Consider the following 14,130-nt stretch of genomic DNA (forward strand, 5'->3'; position numbering starts at 1 on the left):
TGTCACACATCGCTTAGCAACGGCCGCACCACGACCGGCATGGTGGCGCGGGTATACGAAGGAAGAGGTCGTCCCGACAACCGCCAAGCTTCGAGCGTCAGCGCGGTCACGGCAGCGACACGCTCGTCGACTGTCCCGCCCATGCGCCGGTCGCCAGCCTCGGCACTGCCCAGGGCCACCACACGTGCCGTCATCTGTCGACGATTGGACATATCGGAAATCTAGCAGCCTTGGGCTTCCTTCACGACGCTTCTTTGTTGGTGGGTTCGGGATTTTTGCCAGCTTTCACCCGCTGACGATCGACCACCGGCCAGCCCTGCGACCCAGTGCCCTACACCCGCTCTTCGGGATCGGCAAGAAACCACTCCAGTCGGCCGCAACCCACACAGGCAAGCGTAGCCGCCGAGCGGTTAGCCCAGTCAAGATTGAGGAAGGTGAGGCCGGCGGTGTTGAGCTGCGCACGCCCCTCAAGAAAGTGTTCGCCACCGCAGTGCGGACAGCGCACGGGGCGCCCGGCGACTTCGAAACGGTCAGGGGTTGGGCCATCGGCCATGGCCTTAACGCCAGCGGCGAAGGCACCAAGGAACTTCTTCATGCTGACTCCGCGTCTTCAGGGGGTTCTGACCCACAATCCGGCCAGCATTGGCCACTCGACCTGCTCAAACACCTTGCCCGATAATACGGCCCGGATGGGTCCGAACAGCAGATTGATGCCCATGCCCTCACCAAATCGTGCAGAGGCCGTCGCGTGCATGTGAATGTGCGGAAAGTCCGAGTTGCCGGAGTTGCCGCAGCGCCCGATTTCGCGACCGGCCTCCACAGCGTCCCCCGTCCGCACTGACACAGTGCCTCGGCGGAGATGGGCGAGATAGTAGAAGCGTCCCCCACTGCCGATGACGACGTGATTACCCAGCGGATTGGCCCGGTCATGCGTGCCGAGCGGATTGTCGGGAAACGAATCCGCCACCTGCACCACCTGACCACTCACCGGCGAAACCACCGGCGTGTCCCAGCAGAAGAACTCCTCGATTCGGCGTGCGCCGGGCGACGCGAGCTCCCGCCCGGACGCTCCGCCCACCACACCGAAGTCCACGCCAAACGCCTGGGAGGCCACCGTCATGTGATGGTTGACGTTTGGCGTGTCTCCACCCTGCAGCACGAACAGCGGCTGGCGCGACGGGAGGCCAACCGTCTGGGCGCCAAGGGGGGCAACGAGCGTGCTCAAAAGCACAAGACAGGCAAGCCGCGACATCGAAATGGGGGTGCAGGTTGGACGTGCGCAATGACCATCGTTCTTGAAATCTACCTGCGGCTCTGACCGAGGGCCGAAAGGCAGACCCGCAAATGATCGCCCCCCCAACGAAACCCGGAACCCGGCCCACGCATTCATTTCCTGAGCGGGGTCCGCACAGCGGCGCCCCCAGCCTCTTTCCCCTTGCCCTGCCCTCCAGTGTCCACCCGACGCCTTCCCGTCTACATCCTCGCCGACGTGTCCGGATCGATGCAGGGCACACCCATTGAATCGGTCAAGTCCGGCATCCGCCAGTTGCATCGCGACCTGCTGGGCGACCCGCAGGCCATCGAAAGCGCCTATCTCGCCGTGTTGACCTTTGGCAACGCCGCGCAGCAGCTCGTGCCGCTCACCGAAGTGGCCATGTTCAATCCGCCCGACCTCATTGCCAACGGCGCCACCAATTTTGGCGAAGGTCTGCGTCTCCTGCTCGAGTCCTTCGACCGCGAGCTCGTGCGCACCACCGCCGATCAGAAGGGCGACTGGCGACCGCTCGTGTTCATTCTCTCCGACGGCGCGCCCACCGATGTGGAGTGGCCCATGTACGCGCAGCAGCTGCGTGAACGGCGCCCCGCCAACATCATTGCCGTGGCCTGCGGTGATCAGGCGGACACGCAGGTGCTCAAGCAGGTCACGGACACCGTGATCCAGATGCAGGACATGTCGCCCGACGCCTTCAAGGCCTTCTTCCGCTTCGTGTCGGCGTCCGTCAAGCAGACGAGTGCCAAGGTGGGCGCGATGGCCGACGGACAGGGCATCACGCTGCCGCCGCCACCGCCTGGCATCACGATCGTTCCGTAAGGGCGCGTGTCATCACCACTCCCCACACCCGTCTCCGTCGAGACCGCACCACACGATACGCCGGCAGTAGACGCACCACCGCGCGCCGTGTGGACTTCCAAGCCACCCAACACACCCTGGTGCCCCGACGAGTGGCGTGAGCACCTCGAGGCGGTGGCGCCGGAGCTCGTCGCGCCAACGGGTGATCAAGACGGCGACGCCATCGGCGAGCAGCACGCTACGGACCACTGGCAGCTGCTGCTTGTCTCGCGGCGCGGTCGCGTGCACGCGCACCGCGGTGAGCACCGCGAAGACGCCGGCAGCATCACCGCCACACCACACGGCTGGTGCGCCGCCGTGGCCGACGGGGCCGGCTCGGCGCCCTACAGCCGACTTGGTGCAGCCATTGCCACGCAGGTGTTCACGCGCAGCATACAGGCTGCACTGGGCCCAGACACCAGCGCATCCGCCGCAACGGCGAACGACATCCTGGCGAATGCCATGCAGCACGCCGCCACGGCCAGCAACGCCGCCATGCGTGACTTCGCCGAACGCACCGGGCTCGCTCACCGCGATCTGCGCACCACCTTGCTTGCAGCGGCCCTGCACGGCGATACCCTGGCCCTCATGCAGGTTGGTGATGGGGCCATGGCCCTGCGGCATGCCGACGGCCGCATGTCACACCCGCACGCCGTCGCCACCGGCGACTATTCGGGCGAGGTCGCGCACTTTCTCCCCGACGACGGCGCGCTGGAGCAGCTGCAGCAATCCCTCGTGCTGCAGCCGCGCGCGGACTGCGTGGGTCTCGTGCTCGCCACCGACGGCGTGGAAGACCCCTGGTATCCGTTCACACGCCATGCGGGCACTCTCTTCTCGCAACTGGTCCGCGGAAGCAACGAAGCCGACGCGCTGCCCACCGGCCTCACGTCGGCATGGCACGAGCCCGTGCTGTCTGCACCAGATCCGGTGCAGGCTCTCACGGCGTGGCTGGGCTTCGAGAAGCGTGGCGAGAATGACGACCGCACGCTCTGCGTGATCTGGCACGAGCAGGCGTCGTGACTACCCGCTTCACAGCAGCAGGCCGGTGGCGCGCATGAGTGGCGTGAATGTCCGTCTCACCGACGGCCGGGTGCTGCAGATTGACGACGAACCAGTGGGCACCGGCGCCGAGAAGAGAGTATTCCTCACGCGCGACCGGCAACTGGCCGTGGGCTTCTATTACGGCACGCTGAGCGATCGACGCGAACGTGTGGACCGTCTCACGCGCATCCTCACCAACTACAACCCCACACTGGCCAGCAACGGCGCATACTGGTCGCCTTACTTCTGCTGGCCGGTGGGCATGGCCGATGGCGTGAACGCCGTGCCACAGGCCTTTGCGCAGCGGCAGCAACTCGTCTGGCCGCCATTGGCGGTGGTCACGCCAACCTATCGCAGCAACTTCTTCTTTCACGACCGCTTCGGCGGACGTCAGGAGAAAGAGGTGCGCTGGTTCACGGGCGGCAAGGCCTCGAAGTTCGTGCCGCAGGCTGAAACCGGCTCGCTGCTCACCCGCCTGCAGGTGGCCGTGCGCCTCGCACGCGCCGTTCGCCGACTGCACATGGCCGGGCTGGCGCACGCCGACCTGTCCAATAAGAACGTACTGGTTGACCCAAAGGGTGGCGATGCCTGCATCATCGACATCGACTCGCTCGTCGTGCCCGGTGTGGCACCGCCAGCCGTACTCGGCACACCCGGCTACATCGCTCCCGAAGTGCTGGCCAACAAGGCGCAGCCCGGCATTGCCACCGACAAGCATGCGCTGGCCGTGCTGCTCTATGAACTGCTGCTGCAACGGCATCCGCTGCAGGGCAAGCGTGTCAACAGCACCCGCTCGGCCGAAGAAGACGAGCAACTGTCGATGGGTTCACACGCGCTGTTCATCGAGCACCCCACCGACCGACGCAATCCGCCGCACAGTGCGCTGACCGTGCCGTTCACGCGGCTCGGGCCCGCGTTGGCCGCGTGCATGACGCGCACGTTTGTTGACGGATTGCATGCGCCCGGTGCGCGTGCCGACGCCGCCGAGTGGGAAGTGGCCCTCTACAAGACCCTGCAGCGCGCGTATCCATTGCCGTCGGGCAAGTGGACCATTCTGGGCACGGGCTTGCCGCGCGCCACACTGCACGGCGATGAACGCATTGCCGGGCCGGTGCTGGCCGCGCAGCTCTATCGTGAAACGCCGCAGGGGCTGGTGGACGAGCAGGACTACTTCGTGCTCTTTCATCACCTCGCATTGCACGACTGGCATCTTCGCATGGGGACCCTGCCCAACGAGAAGGCCGATCGCACGCCGCGTGGCTATGTAGCGCAACACGAGGGCAAGTGGTGGCTGGTGAACACAAGCGACACGCCCTGGGACGTGGTGGATGGACCGCGCATCGGCCGGAATGCGTCGGTGGAGTGCGTGCCGGGTCTCACGCTGCGCATTGGTGATGAACTGCCGGCGCGCGTGCTGCGCATCGGCACCTTGTAGGCGGTTCGCGCAATGCACAACGCACCGCATGACGCCTTCGCCCGCGTGAGCGCGGCGCTGCTTGCGGTGTGGCCACAGGTGGCCAATCAGACCGCTGGAATGACCACTTCCGAGCGTGGTCTCCTGCTGGACCACTGTGGCAGCGATCACCGTCCACTGGTGGACTTGCTTCTCGATATTGGGCAGCAGATTCGCCCACAGTTGCTGACCATTGGCAGCACACCGCAGCGTGCGGCGGATTGGGTCAACACGCGCGCGCCTCTCGTGCATAAGCTGGTGGCCACACGTTATCTGCAGCCCGATGTCGCACGTTGGGCGGTGGATGTGTGGGGCACGGCGCTTGGGCTGGTTGCTGAGCTCACGCCACCGGTTGTCGAAACCGCCACCGCGGCGCCCAACATGGCCGACGCAACCCGCAAGCCTGCACCAGCGCCAGCACCGCCGGCCAAGCCGGCGCAGCGTCAACCAGCGGCACGTGCGGCGGCCACAACACGACCCACGTCACCTCGGTCGCCAGCACCGCGTACCACGATGGTGGTGACCACCGTCTCGTCGAGCACTACGGTCGTGGTCAATCGCCGCGCGACTCCGGGGATGCACTTCCAGCCGGCCGAGCGCCTCGCGGCGGCGGTGCTGGGTCTGTTGCTGCTCGTCATCACCGTGTCGTGGTCGCAGGATCTGCGCCAGCGCCGGTCGGGCGAGGTTCCGCTCGCCAATCCTGACGATCGCACGGTAGAGGCCACACCGCCGGCACCGCCGGTTGAACCCTCCGTCGCGCTGCCCGGCGCCGGCGCTGTTGTGCAATCCGACCGCCGCATTTCCGGCTCGCTTGTGGATGCCGGTGTTGGCGGGCGCTACGTCGTCACGGCGCGAGTGCAGGAGGTGAGCGGCACCAGGAATTGTCGCGCGGTGGCCGATGCCCTGGAAATTGGACGCGAAACACTGGAAGTGGTGACGCATGAACCGGGCAGCTCGCGCTTTGCCCTCCCTGGCCGCGAGGTCACGGGAACGCTCGATGCCGAGGGCTGGTTTACTGCCTATCCGCGTTCCGGAACCACCGGCAACATCAACTGGCAGTTCCGCATGCGTGGTCGATTTGCTGCCAACGGCTTCAGCGCCCTGAGCGAGACCTACACTTCCGCGGTGCTGCGTTGGGGGCGTTCGCAGCACTGCGTGGTGACGGCGGAGCTCACCGGTCGCCGACTTCCCGATTGATGCGCGGCATATGATGGCCTTTGTCGACCCGCGTGTGCGCATGCGTGAGGCGCTCCGCACCCTGATTGCCGAGCGCCCGGACGCATGGGCAGAGCCGTCCATGTTCGTGCTTCGCAACCGCCTGCTCGACCACACGGGCAGCGACGCGCGCCCGCTGGCCGAGTTCCTGCTCGAGGCCTGGCAGCGTGGCTGGGGCGACCGACTTGGCGCTGGTGCAATGGACAGCGCGCGATTTGACGCGCTGGTCTCGCCCTTTGTGTTGCAGTGGTCGGCCGAGCGTTTCGTACAGCCGGAGATGGCGCGCTGGGCGGTGGAGAGCTGGGCCTATGCCCTGGGGCGCATTGACGAGCAGCAGCTGCGCATTGCGCCGCCGCCAAAGCGTGAAGCGCCAAAGCAGGAACCGCCGAGACATGAACCACCAAAGCCTGAGCCTTCGGCTCGACCGACTGCAGCGACGGGCCGTGCGCGTGCAGTCACTGTGACGACCGCTGCTACAAAGGCGGTCGCAGCATCTCGCGCAAGGCCTCGCGCGGTGCGCGCGAAGGCGCCCGGCAATCCCGTTGCGTTCACCAATGCCACCGGTGCGACGTACAACCCGTACAGCCGCATGGCGCGCAGCTCGGTGCCGACGTGGATTCCGAAGGCCCTGTTTGGCACCATCGTCACCATGAGCCTGGCGCTCGTGGTGCGCGTGGCGCTTGGTGGGCCACCACCCCGCCCTGGCGCAGCAGCGAGATCGGCGCCGGTCGCATCTGCGGCCAATGTGCCGAGCCCCGTGCGGGCCGACAGCCAATCGGCACCGCCACCCAGCGACACAAGTCGCGGCGACAATGCGAACAGCGAAGGCCGCCTGGTATCGCTGGCCCTCACGGGTGGTGTGCCCATTGTGGCGCCCGAGCGTCCGGGTGTGCCGTCCATTACGCAGGGCCTGCTTTCCGTGGCCGCGGACAGCACGCGCATGCGCTTTGTACAGCCGGCTCGGCGCGCCACCGGAGGGTCACGTCCTGCCGCAGCGCCCAACGTCACACCGCGCCTGACCTACGACGAACTGCACTTTGCCGACGGCACCACCGCACGCGGCCAGGTGGAGATCGTGCGCGCCGGCACGGTGATCTTTCGCGACTCGAGAACCGGCCTGCGCATCGAGCACCGTCAGGACGACATCGACAAGGTCATCACCGAGTTTGGCACGGTGGTGCGCTTTCGCGGCGAGCGCGCGGCACGGCCTGCGCCAACGGCTGCTGCAAGTGGCCCCAAGCGTCGCACACCAGCGCCCCCGGAGCGCAACATGCGCAGCACGGGTGTTGGTGGCAGCTATCGGGTGCGCTACGCCACCGCCTCGGCCGTGGGGTCGGACGAATGCACCCAGATCTGGACCCGCCCGCCCAACGCGGAAGATGTCGCCGAGGTGCGTCACCGGGCCGGCGACGACACCCTGAGCGTGGCCTTCAAGGGTGGCGATGTGTTTCCCAGCAACATCGATCCCGACGGGTATTTCGCGAGCAGCTTTCGCATCGTGCCCGACCAGGCGCGCACCATGACGGCCCTCACCACGCGCCTGCACGGTCGCTTTACTGCCGACGGTGGCCTCAGCCTCACGGTGAACATCGTGTACTACCGCCGTCTGCGGGGCAGCGAGGTCACCTGCAATGTGACGGTGAAGGCGGAGGGGAGGCGAGAGGGATGACAGTCGGTCCGTCAATGATCGTGCCCTTCGTCCTGCTGATTGCCAGCTGCCTCGCCATCGTGTGGATTTTTCGCGCGGCCGTGATCGGAATGCAGGCCTCGATGATCGGGCAAGGCCGGGAGATTCCGTGTTCGTTCGCACTCGGTACCGTGCCATACCCGGCGGGCGACACGTTCGTTCTCGGGCTGGAGTCGTCGCTCTGGATGGTGTCCGCGAGGCAGCCGCGGACTGGCCATGGCACAAAGCCTGCACCGATTCGTGGCTTCCGGCTCGGGCGGCAGGAATGGGTGGTCCGTTTGACGGCGATTGAGCGACGCATTGATGGACGGACCAAGGTGACACGCGGCCGACTTGCGATCACGGCGCAACGCGTGCGCTTCACGGGAAAAACGCGCACGGTTGACATACCGCTGGCCGACATCGCGCACTTTGCCGTTCGCGGACCACTGCTGGAGATTCAGCGGCGAAGCGCCCCCACCGATGCGGTGGCATTCAAGGTGCCGCAGCCGGTCTTGGTGGCACGAGTCATCCAGTCGCTGGTAATCCGGGCCGCGCGGGCAGCACGACCCTGAGTTAGCGAGGAATGACGATGACCGTCGCCGTGTCCATCTGTCCGGTCGAAACGGTCACAACCAGGCTCGTGGTGCCTGAGCTCACGCCCACGACATTGCACGTTGTTGGCGTCCTGACCGCCGTGGCCAGATTGGCCGATGCCACCACACAAGAACTCACCGATGGCGTTCGCGGCTCGCCATCCACGGTGACTTCAACAACGAGCCGTGCCGTATCTCCAACAGCGACCACCGCAGCCTCGGGGAGCAGGCGGACTACCGGCGTTGGGGGGACCACAGGCAGGGGCACTGAGTCATCGTAGCAAGCCAGCAGCGCAACCGCGAAAGCGGCTGCCGCAATGCCTCGGCAAACCAATGACGTCTTCGATCGATTCGAGAACATCATCAAGCACCTCCGGTACCATCGCTCACCACCGCATCACACTCGATCTCCACAAGATACTCGTCTCCCACCAAACGCGCCTCGACGAGGGTGTTGGCTGGCAAAATGTGCCCGAAGCGCTCACCGTGCGCACGCGCCACCGGCTCCCAATGGTCCACCTGCGACACGAAGATGCGCGTGCGGATTACATCCTCGAGACGCGCGCCCAATGACTGCAACGCGCCGCTGAGTTTGTCGATCACGAAATGGGTCTGCGCCGCCGCGTCGCTGCCCCCAATGACTCGGCTGCCGTGTGTCGCGGTCGTACCGGACACCGCAATCTGCTTGCCCTTGCGCACCGCACGACTGTAGCCGGCCATCGGCTCCCACACCGTGCCGCTCAGCGCCAGCGTGCGACCGTCGCTGCCCGCGCGCGTCGTGTACGGCGCCGGAAACTTGGACACGTGATGACTCAAATCGCCGCTGGCCGTAAGGAACGGCGGCGTGCGATACTCGTCACCACAGTCGCCGGGAATGGGGGCGAGCCCCTCCTGCGCGGCCGCCAGTTGCGCGTGGTCGTCCTCGTCGAGCGTGAACTGAAACACCCGCGCCGTCTCGGAGACATGCGTGGACTTGCCCAGGCGCGCACCGACAATCACCCCGGCCACGCCCGGCTGGTCGAGCACCCAGCGACTCGCGATGGTGGCCATCGACACGCCGTGCTTCTGGGCCACGCGGTGCACTGCCCGAAGCAGCGTCTGAAACGGCGCCCACCCGCCGGCCACAGCAATGAAGCGGCCGTACTTCATTTGCGACCAGGTCTCGAGCGTCTGCCAGTCGGGTTCAGGGGCACCGAGCCAGCGCTCGGTGAGGAACCCGCCCAGCACGGTGCCGTAACACAGTAGCCCCACCCCCTGCTCGGCGCAGTAGGGGCCAAGCCGCTGCGTGAAGCGCCGGTCGAGCAGTGAGCCGCTCACCTGATTGCTCACGAGACGGATGCCGGTGGCACGGGCAACACGCAGATGCGCGGTATCGAAGTTGGTCACCCCAATCGCGCCAATGCGTCCGGCATCACGCGCCGCCTCGAGCAGCCAGAGCGCATCGAGCCAGCGCGGATCGGCAAAGGTCCAGGCGTGAAACTGCAGCAGGTCAAGACGTTCGGTACCAAGCCGCGCGCAGGCGCGATCAAGCGCGGCGCTGACATCGGCCTCACTCACGGGCCCCGGTTCCGGCACCCACTTGGTGAGACACTGCACGTCGCCATTCGGCGCGACATCGCGCCGGTAAATGCCGGCAATCAGCTCTGCCGAGCCGTAGTGATCGGCCATGTCAAACGTGCTGAAGCCGGCCTCGGCGTAGGGTGCCATGGCGCGCGCCGCCGCGTGCAGGTCAACCGTGCGACCGTCGCGTTCCATGTCGGCCACTTGCCAAAGGCCCGTGAGCACGCGGGAGATCTCGAGACCAGGGGCCAGTGCAATGCGAGGAATCATGTATCGCTCAGGGGTGTCGCTCAGAAGTGTCGTTCGCGAGTAGAGGCCATGTCAGGTCACGGCATCACTCAGGGGGAAGAACCGACGTGATCGCGTCCAGGTTGCCACCGCGTGCCTTGAGCAGGCGCGCCTCGCGCCAGTAGACCAGGCTGCCGAGCACCATGACCAGCAACCAGACGAGCGTGGGGTGCAGGTACCATGCCGCCACAGGGCTGCTGAGGTCACGCCAGGTGTGCACCACAAGCAACGTGGACAAGAGCACGATGGCCGTCGTCGCGACAGCCACCTGCGCAGGACGCGCGCGCAGCACTCGCATCTCGCGCGCCAGATCCGGATTGCGAAACGGCAATCGCAGCACGCTGCACGCCATGATGAGAAAGTTGACCAGCATGGCCGTCACCAGGATATCCACGCCAACAAAGAAGTCGCCGGCGAAATGTCCCGCGAGAATACCCAGGGTGGACAGCCCCGCCGAGATGTACAGCGATACAGTGGGTGCGCCGCTGCGCGGATTCACCGCCAACAGGCTCTTGGGGAAGACCCCGTCCTCGGCCCACGCAAAGCAAAGGCGTGACACACCGAGCAGCATGCCGGGCAGGTCGTTGATGAGCGCGATGGCCGCGCCCGACACCATGATGACCGCCACCGTGGGCGACGCCAGAGGCGCCAGCAGCCCCGGCGCGGTCACGTCACGCACCAGGCTGGCCGAGGCGACATACTGCCACGGCACCGTGTTGTACACCGCGGCAGTGAACAGCAGGTAGAAGCTGCCAACAATCACAATGGCCAGCCCGGTGGCCAGCGGTAGCGCGCGCGATGGCGATTTGGCCTCACCGCCGGCCTGCGCGATGGCGTCAAAGCCAATGAAGCTCGAGAAAAGAATGGCGGCCGCAGGCGGCACCACGTCCCAGAATGCGCCGCGTGTGCCCACCAGCATGGCCGCCTCGCCGCGGGCTTCGAGCAGGGCGCGGTACTCCGCGGCGTTGTGCGCGAAGCCGGTGACAATCACGAGGCCTCCGCACACAAACATCAGCACCATGAGCGGCACCAGCGTGCGCGCAACCGCCTTCACGCCGCGCAGGTTCACGGCCACGAAGGTCCACAGCAGCGCCAGCGCGAGCGCCAGACGCACCGTGCGCTGTTCCAGCGTTGACGCCATGGCCTTCCAGTCGGCCGCCAGCGCGATATCCCGCAGGAAGGGCGGAATGACATACGACACCACGGCAATGGCCATGCAGAGCCCGAACCACTGCGAGAAGCTCGCCACATAGCCCGTGTACGGCCCGATGGCGCGACTGGCATAGATATACGAGCCGCCAGCGCGCGGCATGGCACTGCCCAGCATCGCGTAGCAGAGCGCGGCCAGGACGGCCGGCACGGCGGCAATACCGTAGGCCACCAGCACCCAGTCGCCGATGCCGGGAACGCTGCGCTGCAGCGCGAAGGGCACAATATTGATGCCGGCGCCAACCATCGAGCAGATGCCGGTCGCGGCAAGCCCCAGGAGTCCCAGCTCGCGACGTAGGCCGGTCGCGGAGGGCGCAGCAGTTGTGGACGTCACAGGTGGCGCGGAGGGGTCAGTCGGCATGCCGGTAGGATGCGCGCCGGCGCACGCTGAGGACAGTCCCCCGTGAGCAGTCGGCGTCTGCGAGACGCATATTCAGCGGCATGACTGCCCTGCCCCGCCATCGCCTCGTGCTGAGTGCCGTCGCTGCACTCGCTGCATTCCTTGTGACGCCGCCAAGCGACCTGCCGGCCCAGGAGCCCAGCCGCACCTACGCGCAGCTGCTCCTACTACATGCCGAGTGGCGCGCGTTCGAGGAGCCGCCGCGGGTGCGGGGCATACCCGACTATCGGCCAGCCACCAACACCCGCCGTCTGGCGGCCCTGCGGCAGTTGCAGGCGCGGCTGCGTGCCATCGACACGACCGGTTGGCGTGTTCCCGAGCAGGTGGACTGGCACCTCGTGCGGGCCGAGATGAACGGCATGCAGTACAACCTGACGGTGCTGACCCCGTGGTCACGCGATCCGGCCTACTACGCGTCCATCCGCACCGCCGAGAGCGACACGCCTGCCGAAGAAGGGCCCACCATCCATGGCGCAATTCGTCTGTGGCAGTATCCCGTGTGGCCGCGCACGCGCTTCGACACCTCGCGTGCACTGACGGGCGCGCAGGCCGCGGAGCTTGGCGCGCGACTGGCCACGGTGCCCACGCTGCTGCGGCAGGCGCGTATCAACCTGGCCGGTGGCAATGCCCGCGACCTTTGGGTGGGTGCGGTCAAGACCTTTGAAGAGCAGCAGGACGCGCTGCGTGAGCTCAAGACACGTGTCGCGGCGGTCAACGGCAACGAGGGCGCCCTGCTCGCGGCCATCGACAGCGCCAGTAACGCCACGGCGCAGTTCACCGCGTGGCTTGTGGCCGAGGCGCCAAAGAAGACCGGTCCCTCGGGCATTGGCAAGGCGCAGTACACCTGGTTCCTCAAGAACGTGCTGCTGGTGCCGCTCACCTGGGAGGAAGAAGTCACCGTCACGCGCCGCGAGTTGGCGCGTGCGCATGCCTCGCTGCGCCTCGAGGAGCAGCGCAACCGCGCGCTGCCGCCCATTCCGGTGGCCGAGACGCGAGAGGCCTATGCCGCCCTGCAGGATTCCGCCATCACCCGCTACACCCGCTTCGTGCGGGAGCGTGGCATGGTGACCTGGGAGTCGTGGATGGAGCGTGCCCTGCGCGAGCGCACCGCGTCCTTCACCACGCCCGAGCAGCGCAACTTTTTCGCGCAGACCTATCATCGTGATCCCATTCCGCTCTGGACCCATCTCTGGCACTGGTGGGACAACGGACGTTTCCGTGAGCATCCGCATCCGAGCCCCATTCGTCGCACGCCGTTGCTGTACAACGTGTGGATGAGCCGCGCCGAGGGCATGGCCACCTCGATGGAAGAGTGGATGATGCAGGCCGGCCTGTACGATGTGTCGCCGCGCAGCCGGGAGATTGTCTGGGTGATGCTGGCCGCCCGCGCCGCGCGTGGGCTGGGCAACCTGTACGCCCACAGCAACGAGCTCACCATGGCCCAGGCCGCGGACCTGCATGTGAGCTGGACTCCGCGCGGCTGGATGCGGCGCGACCCGCTGCTGGGTTTCGAGCAGCATCTCTACCTGCGCCAGCCCGGCTATGGGGCGAGCTACGTGACCGGCGGGCGTCTCATGGAGGAGACCATGGCCGAGCGTGCGCGGCAGCTCGGCGACCAGTTCACCATGCAGCGCTTCCTCGACGAGGTGAACGCTGTGGGGATGATTCCCGTGTCCCTCGTGCACTGGGAGCTGACGGGCGATGACCGGATGCTGCGGGAGCTGGGTAACGGGGCGACGGCGAGGCCGTTCAGGGTGAAGTAGCGCTGTTGGTGGACCCTCGAGCTGGCGACTGCGGGAGGTGGCTTAGTGGAGAAAGAAAAGGGACGCCGCCGTTTTCGTCTGCGTCTCAACTTAAGGCTGACTCCCTGCTTCGGCACCTTCAAGACGGTGAGAAGCGTGGCATGCCACACTCGAGGCCGATGCCAAGCATCGGTCGGCGTTGCCACGAGCTCCGCATCGTGGACGCGGGTAAGACGTGGCGCGTGATCTACCGACTGGATCCAGACGCGATTGTAATCGCCGATGTATTCCAGAAGTTAACGACGTCCACGCCGGGCCGGGTTATCACTGACTGCATGCGACGCCTGGCGCTGTACGACCAGCTGACGAAAGGGGACTGACGATGGATGCAAAGAAGCGGAAGCGCCTGGAGAAAGCGGGTTGGTCCGTTGGCGACGCTGCGGATTTCCTGAACCTCTCTGCGGAAGAGGCCGCGTTGGTGGAGATGCGCGTGGCGCTCAGCCGAAGCCTGAAGGCACGGCGCCTTGCCGCGGGCCTTACGCAGACAACCCTGGCCAAACAGCTCGGTTCGAGTCAATCGCGTGTAGCAAAGCTCGAGGCGGCGGATCCCAGTGTGTCGCTCGAACTTCTCATTCGCGCTCTCCTAGCCGTCGGGGCGAGCCGAAAGGACGTGGCTTCAGCGCTGTCCCAGCGGGTGGCGTAGTTGGTGGTTAACGCTTGACGTTCTGCTGCAGCGTATCCGATAGACTGCGGCCGGACGGGCGACGTGCGCCAGCACGGCGACCGCCTGCCGCACACGACATTACGCTGCCAGCAGCAGCTCTTCGTTAGGGAAGCTCTGATCAGGTAG

The 14,130-nt window shown here is 66.3% G+C and carries 14 protein-coding genes; 9 read left to right on the plus strand and 5 right to left on the minus strand.

The features are described from left to right. Positions 1-2 precede the first annotated feature (2 nt). The 3 genes from B2747_RS13355 to B2747_RS13365 all read right to left on the minus strand — a co-directional run bounded on the left by B2747_RS13355 (position 3) and on the right by B2747_RS13365 (position 1,225). Complete coding sequence (locus tag B2747_RS13355) at positions 3-212, minus strand: hypothetical protein (protein ID WP_291161783.1); 210 nt, start codon at positions 210-212, stop codon at positions 3-5. A 119-nt stretch (positions 213-331) separates the two neighbouring features. Further along, positions 332-595, minus strand: coding sequence for a hypothetical protein (locus B2747_RS13360; protein WP_291161786.1), 264 nt, complete (start codon positions 593-595; stop codon positions 332-334). A gap of 15 nt (positions 596-610) precedes the next feature. Next, on the minus strand, positions 611-1,225 hold the full coding sequence (locus B2747_RS13365) for a M23 family metallopeptidase (RefSeq protein WP_291161788.1): 615 nt from the start codon (positions 1,223-1,225) through the stop codon (positions 611-613). A gap of 225 nt (positions 1,226-1,450) precedes the next feature. Here B2747_RS13365 and B2747_RS13370 point away from each other — a divergent pair, with 225 nt between their 5' ends. From B2747_RS13370 to B2747_RS13395, 6 genes are all read left to right on the plus strand, one after another. Next, positions 1,451-2,092, plus strand: coding sequence for a vWA domain-containing protein (locus tag B2747_RS13370; RefSeq protein WP_291161792.1), 642 nt, complete (start codon positions 1,451-1,453; stop codon positions 2,090-2,092). Between the two features lie 87 nt (positions 2,093-2,179). Beyond that, positions 2,180-3,130 (plus strand): PP2C family serine/threonine-protein phosphatase, encoded by a 951-nt coding sequence (locus B2747_RS13375; protein WP_291161795.1) that lies wholly within the window; start codon positions 2,180-2,182, stop codon positions 3,128-3,130. A gap of 34 nt (positions 3,131-3,164) precedes the next feature. Then, positions 3,165-4,586, plus strand: coding sequence for a protein kinase domain-containing protein (locus B2747_RS13380; RefSeq protein WP_291161798.1), 1,422 nt, complete (start codon positions 3,165-3,167; stop codon positions 4,584-4,586). A gap of 12 nt (positions 4,587-4,598) precedes the next feature. Further along, the gene (locus tag B2747_RS13385; protein WP_291161801.1) at positions 4,599-5,801 is read left to right on the plus strand and encodes a hypothetical protein; all 1,203 of its coding nucleotides are present in this window, start codon (positions 4,599-4,601) and stop codon (positions 5,799-5,801) included. 10 nt (positions 5,802-5,811) lie between these two features. Then, positions 5,812-7,488: a hypothetical protein gene (locus tag B2747_RS13390; protein WP_291161804.1), complete on the plus strand. Its 1,677-nt coding sequence runs from the start codon at positions 5,812-5,814 to the stop codon at positions 7,486-7,488. 14 nt (positions 7,489-7,502) lie between these two features. Then, positions 7,503-8,060 (plus strand): hypothetical protein, encoded by a 558-nt coding sequence (locus tag B2747_RS13395; RefSeq protein WP_291161806.1) that lies wholly within the window; start codon positions 7,503-7,505, stop codon positions 8,058-8,060. 384 nt (positions 8,061-8,444) lie between these two features. Here the strand turns inward: B2747_RS13395 and B2747_RS13400 are convergent, their stop codons facing one another. Both B2747_RS13400 and B2747_RS13405 read right to left on the minus strand, forming a co-directional pair. Then, entirely contained in the window at positions 8,445-9,911 is a 1,467-nt protein-coding gene (locus tag B2747_RS13400; RefSeq protein WP_291161809.1) for an aldo/keto reductase, read from the minus strand. A gap of 64 nt (positions 9,912-9,975) precedes the next feature. Further along, positions 9,976-11,472, minus strand: coding sequence for an APC family permease (locus B2747_RS13405; protein ID WP_291161813.1), 1,497 nt, complete (start codon positions 11,470-11,472; stop codon positions 9,976-9,978). A 107-nt stretch (positions 11,473-11,579) separates the two neighbouring features. Here B2747_RS13405 and B2747_RS13410 point away from each other — a divergent pair, with 107 nt between their 5' ends. The 3 genes from B2747_RS13410 to B2747_RS13420 are packed head-to-tail and all read left to right on the plus strand — an operon-like array spanning position 11,580 to position 13,983. Next, complete coding sequence (locus B2747_RS13410; protein ID WP_291161816.1) at positions 11,580-13,301, plus strand: DUF885 family protein; 1,722 nt, start codon at positions 11,580-11,582, stop codon at positions 13,299-13,301. Between the two features lie 8 nt (positions 13,302-13,309). Beyond that, positions 13,310-13,660: a type II toxin-antitoxin system RelE/ParE family toxin gene (locus B2747_RS13415; RefSeq protein WP_291161819.1), complete on the plus strand. Its 351-nt coding sequence runs from the start codon at positions 13,310-13,312 to the stop codon at positions 13,658-13,660. Positions 13,661-13,662: 2 nt separating this feature from the next. Continuing rightward, the gene (locus B2747_RS13420) at positions 13,663-13,983 is read left to right on the plus strand and encodes a helix-turn-helix transcriptional regulator (protein WP_291161822.1); all 321 of its coding nucleotides are present in this window, start codon (positions 13,663-13,665) and stop codon (positions 13,981-13,983) included. Positions 13,984-14,130 lie beyond the last annotated feature (147 nt).

It is taken from the genome of Gemmatimonas sp. UBA7669 (assembly GCF_002483225.1).
Taxonomy (GTDB): domain Bacteria; phylum Gemmatimonadota; class Gemmatimonadetes; order Gemmatimonadales; family Gemmatimonadaceae; genus Gemmatimonas.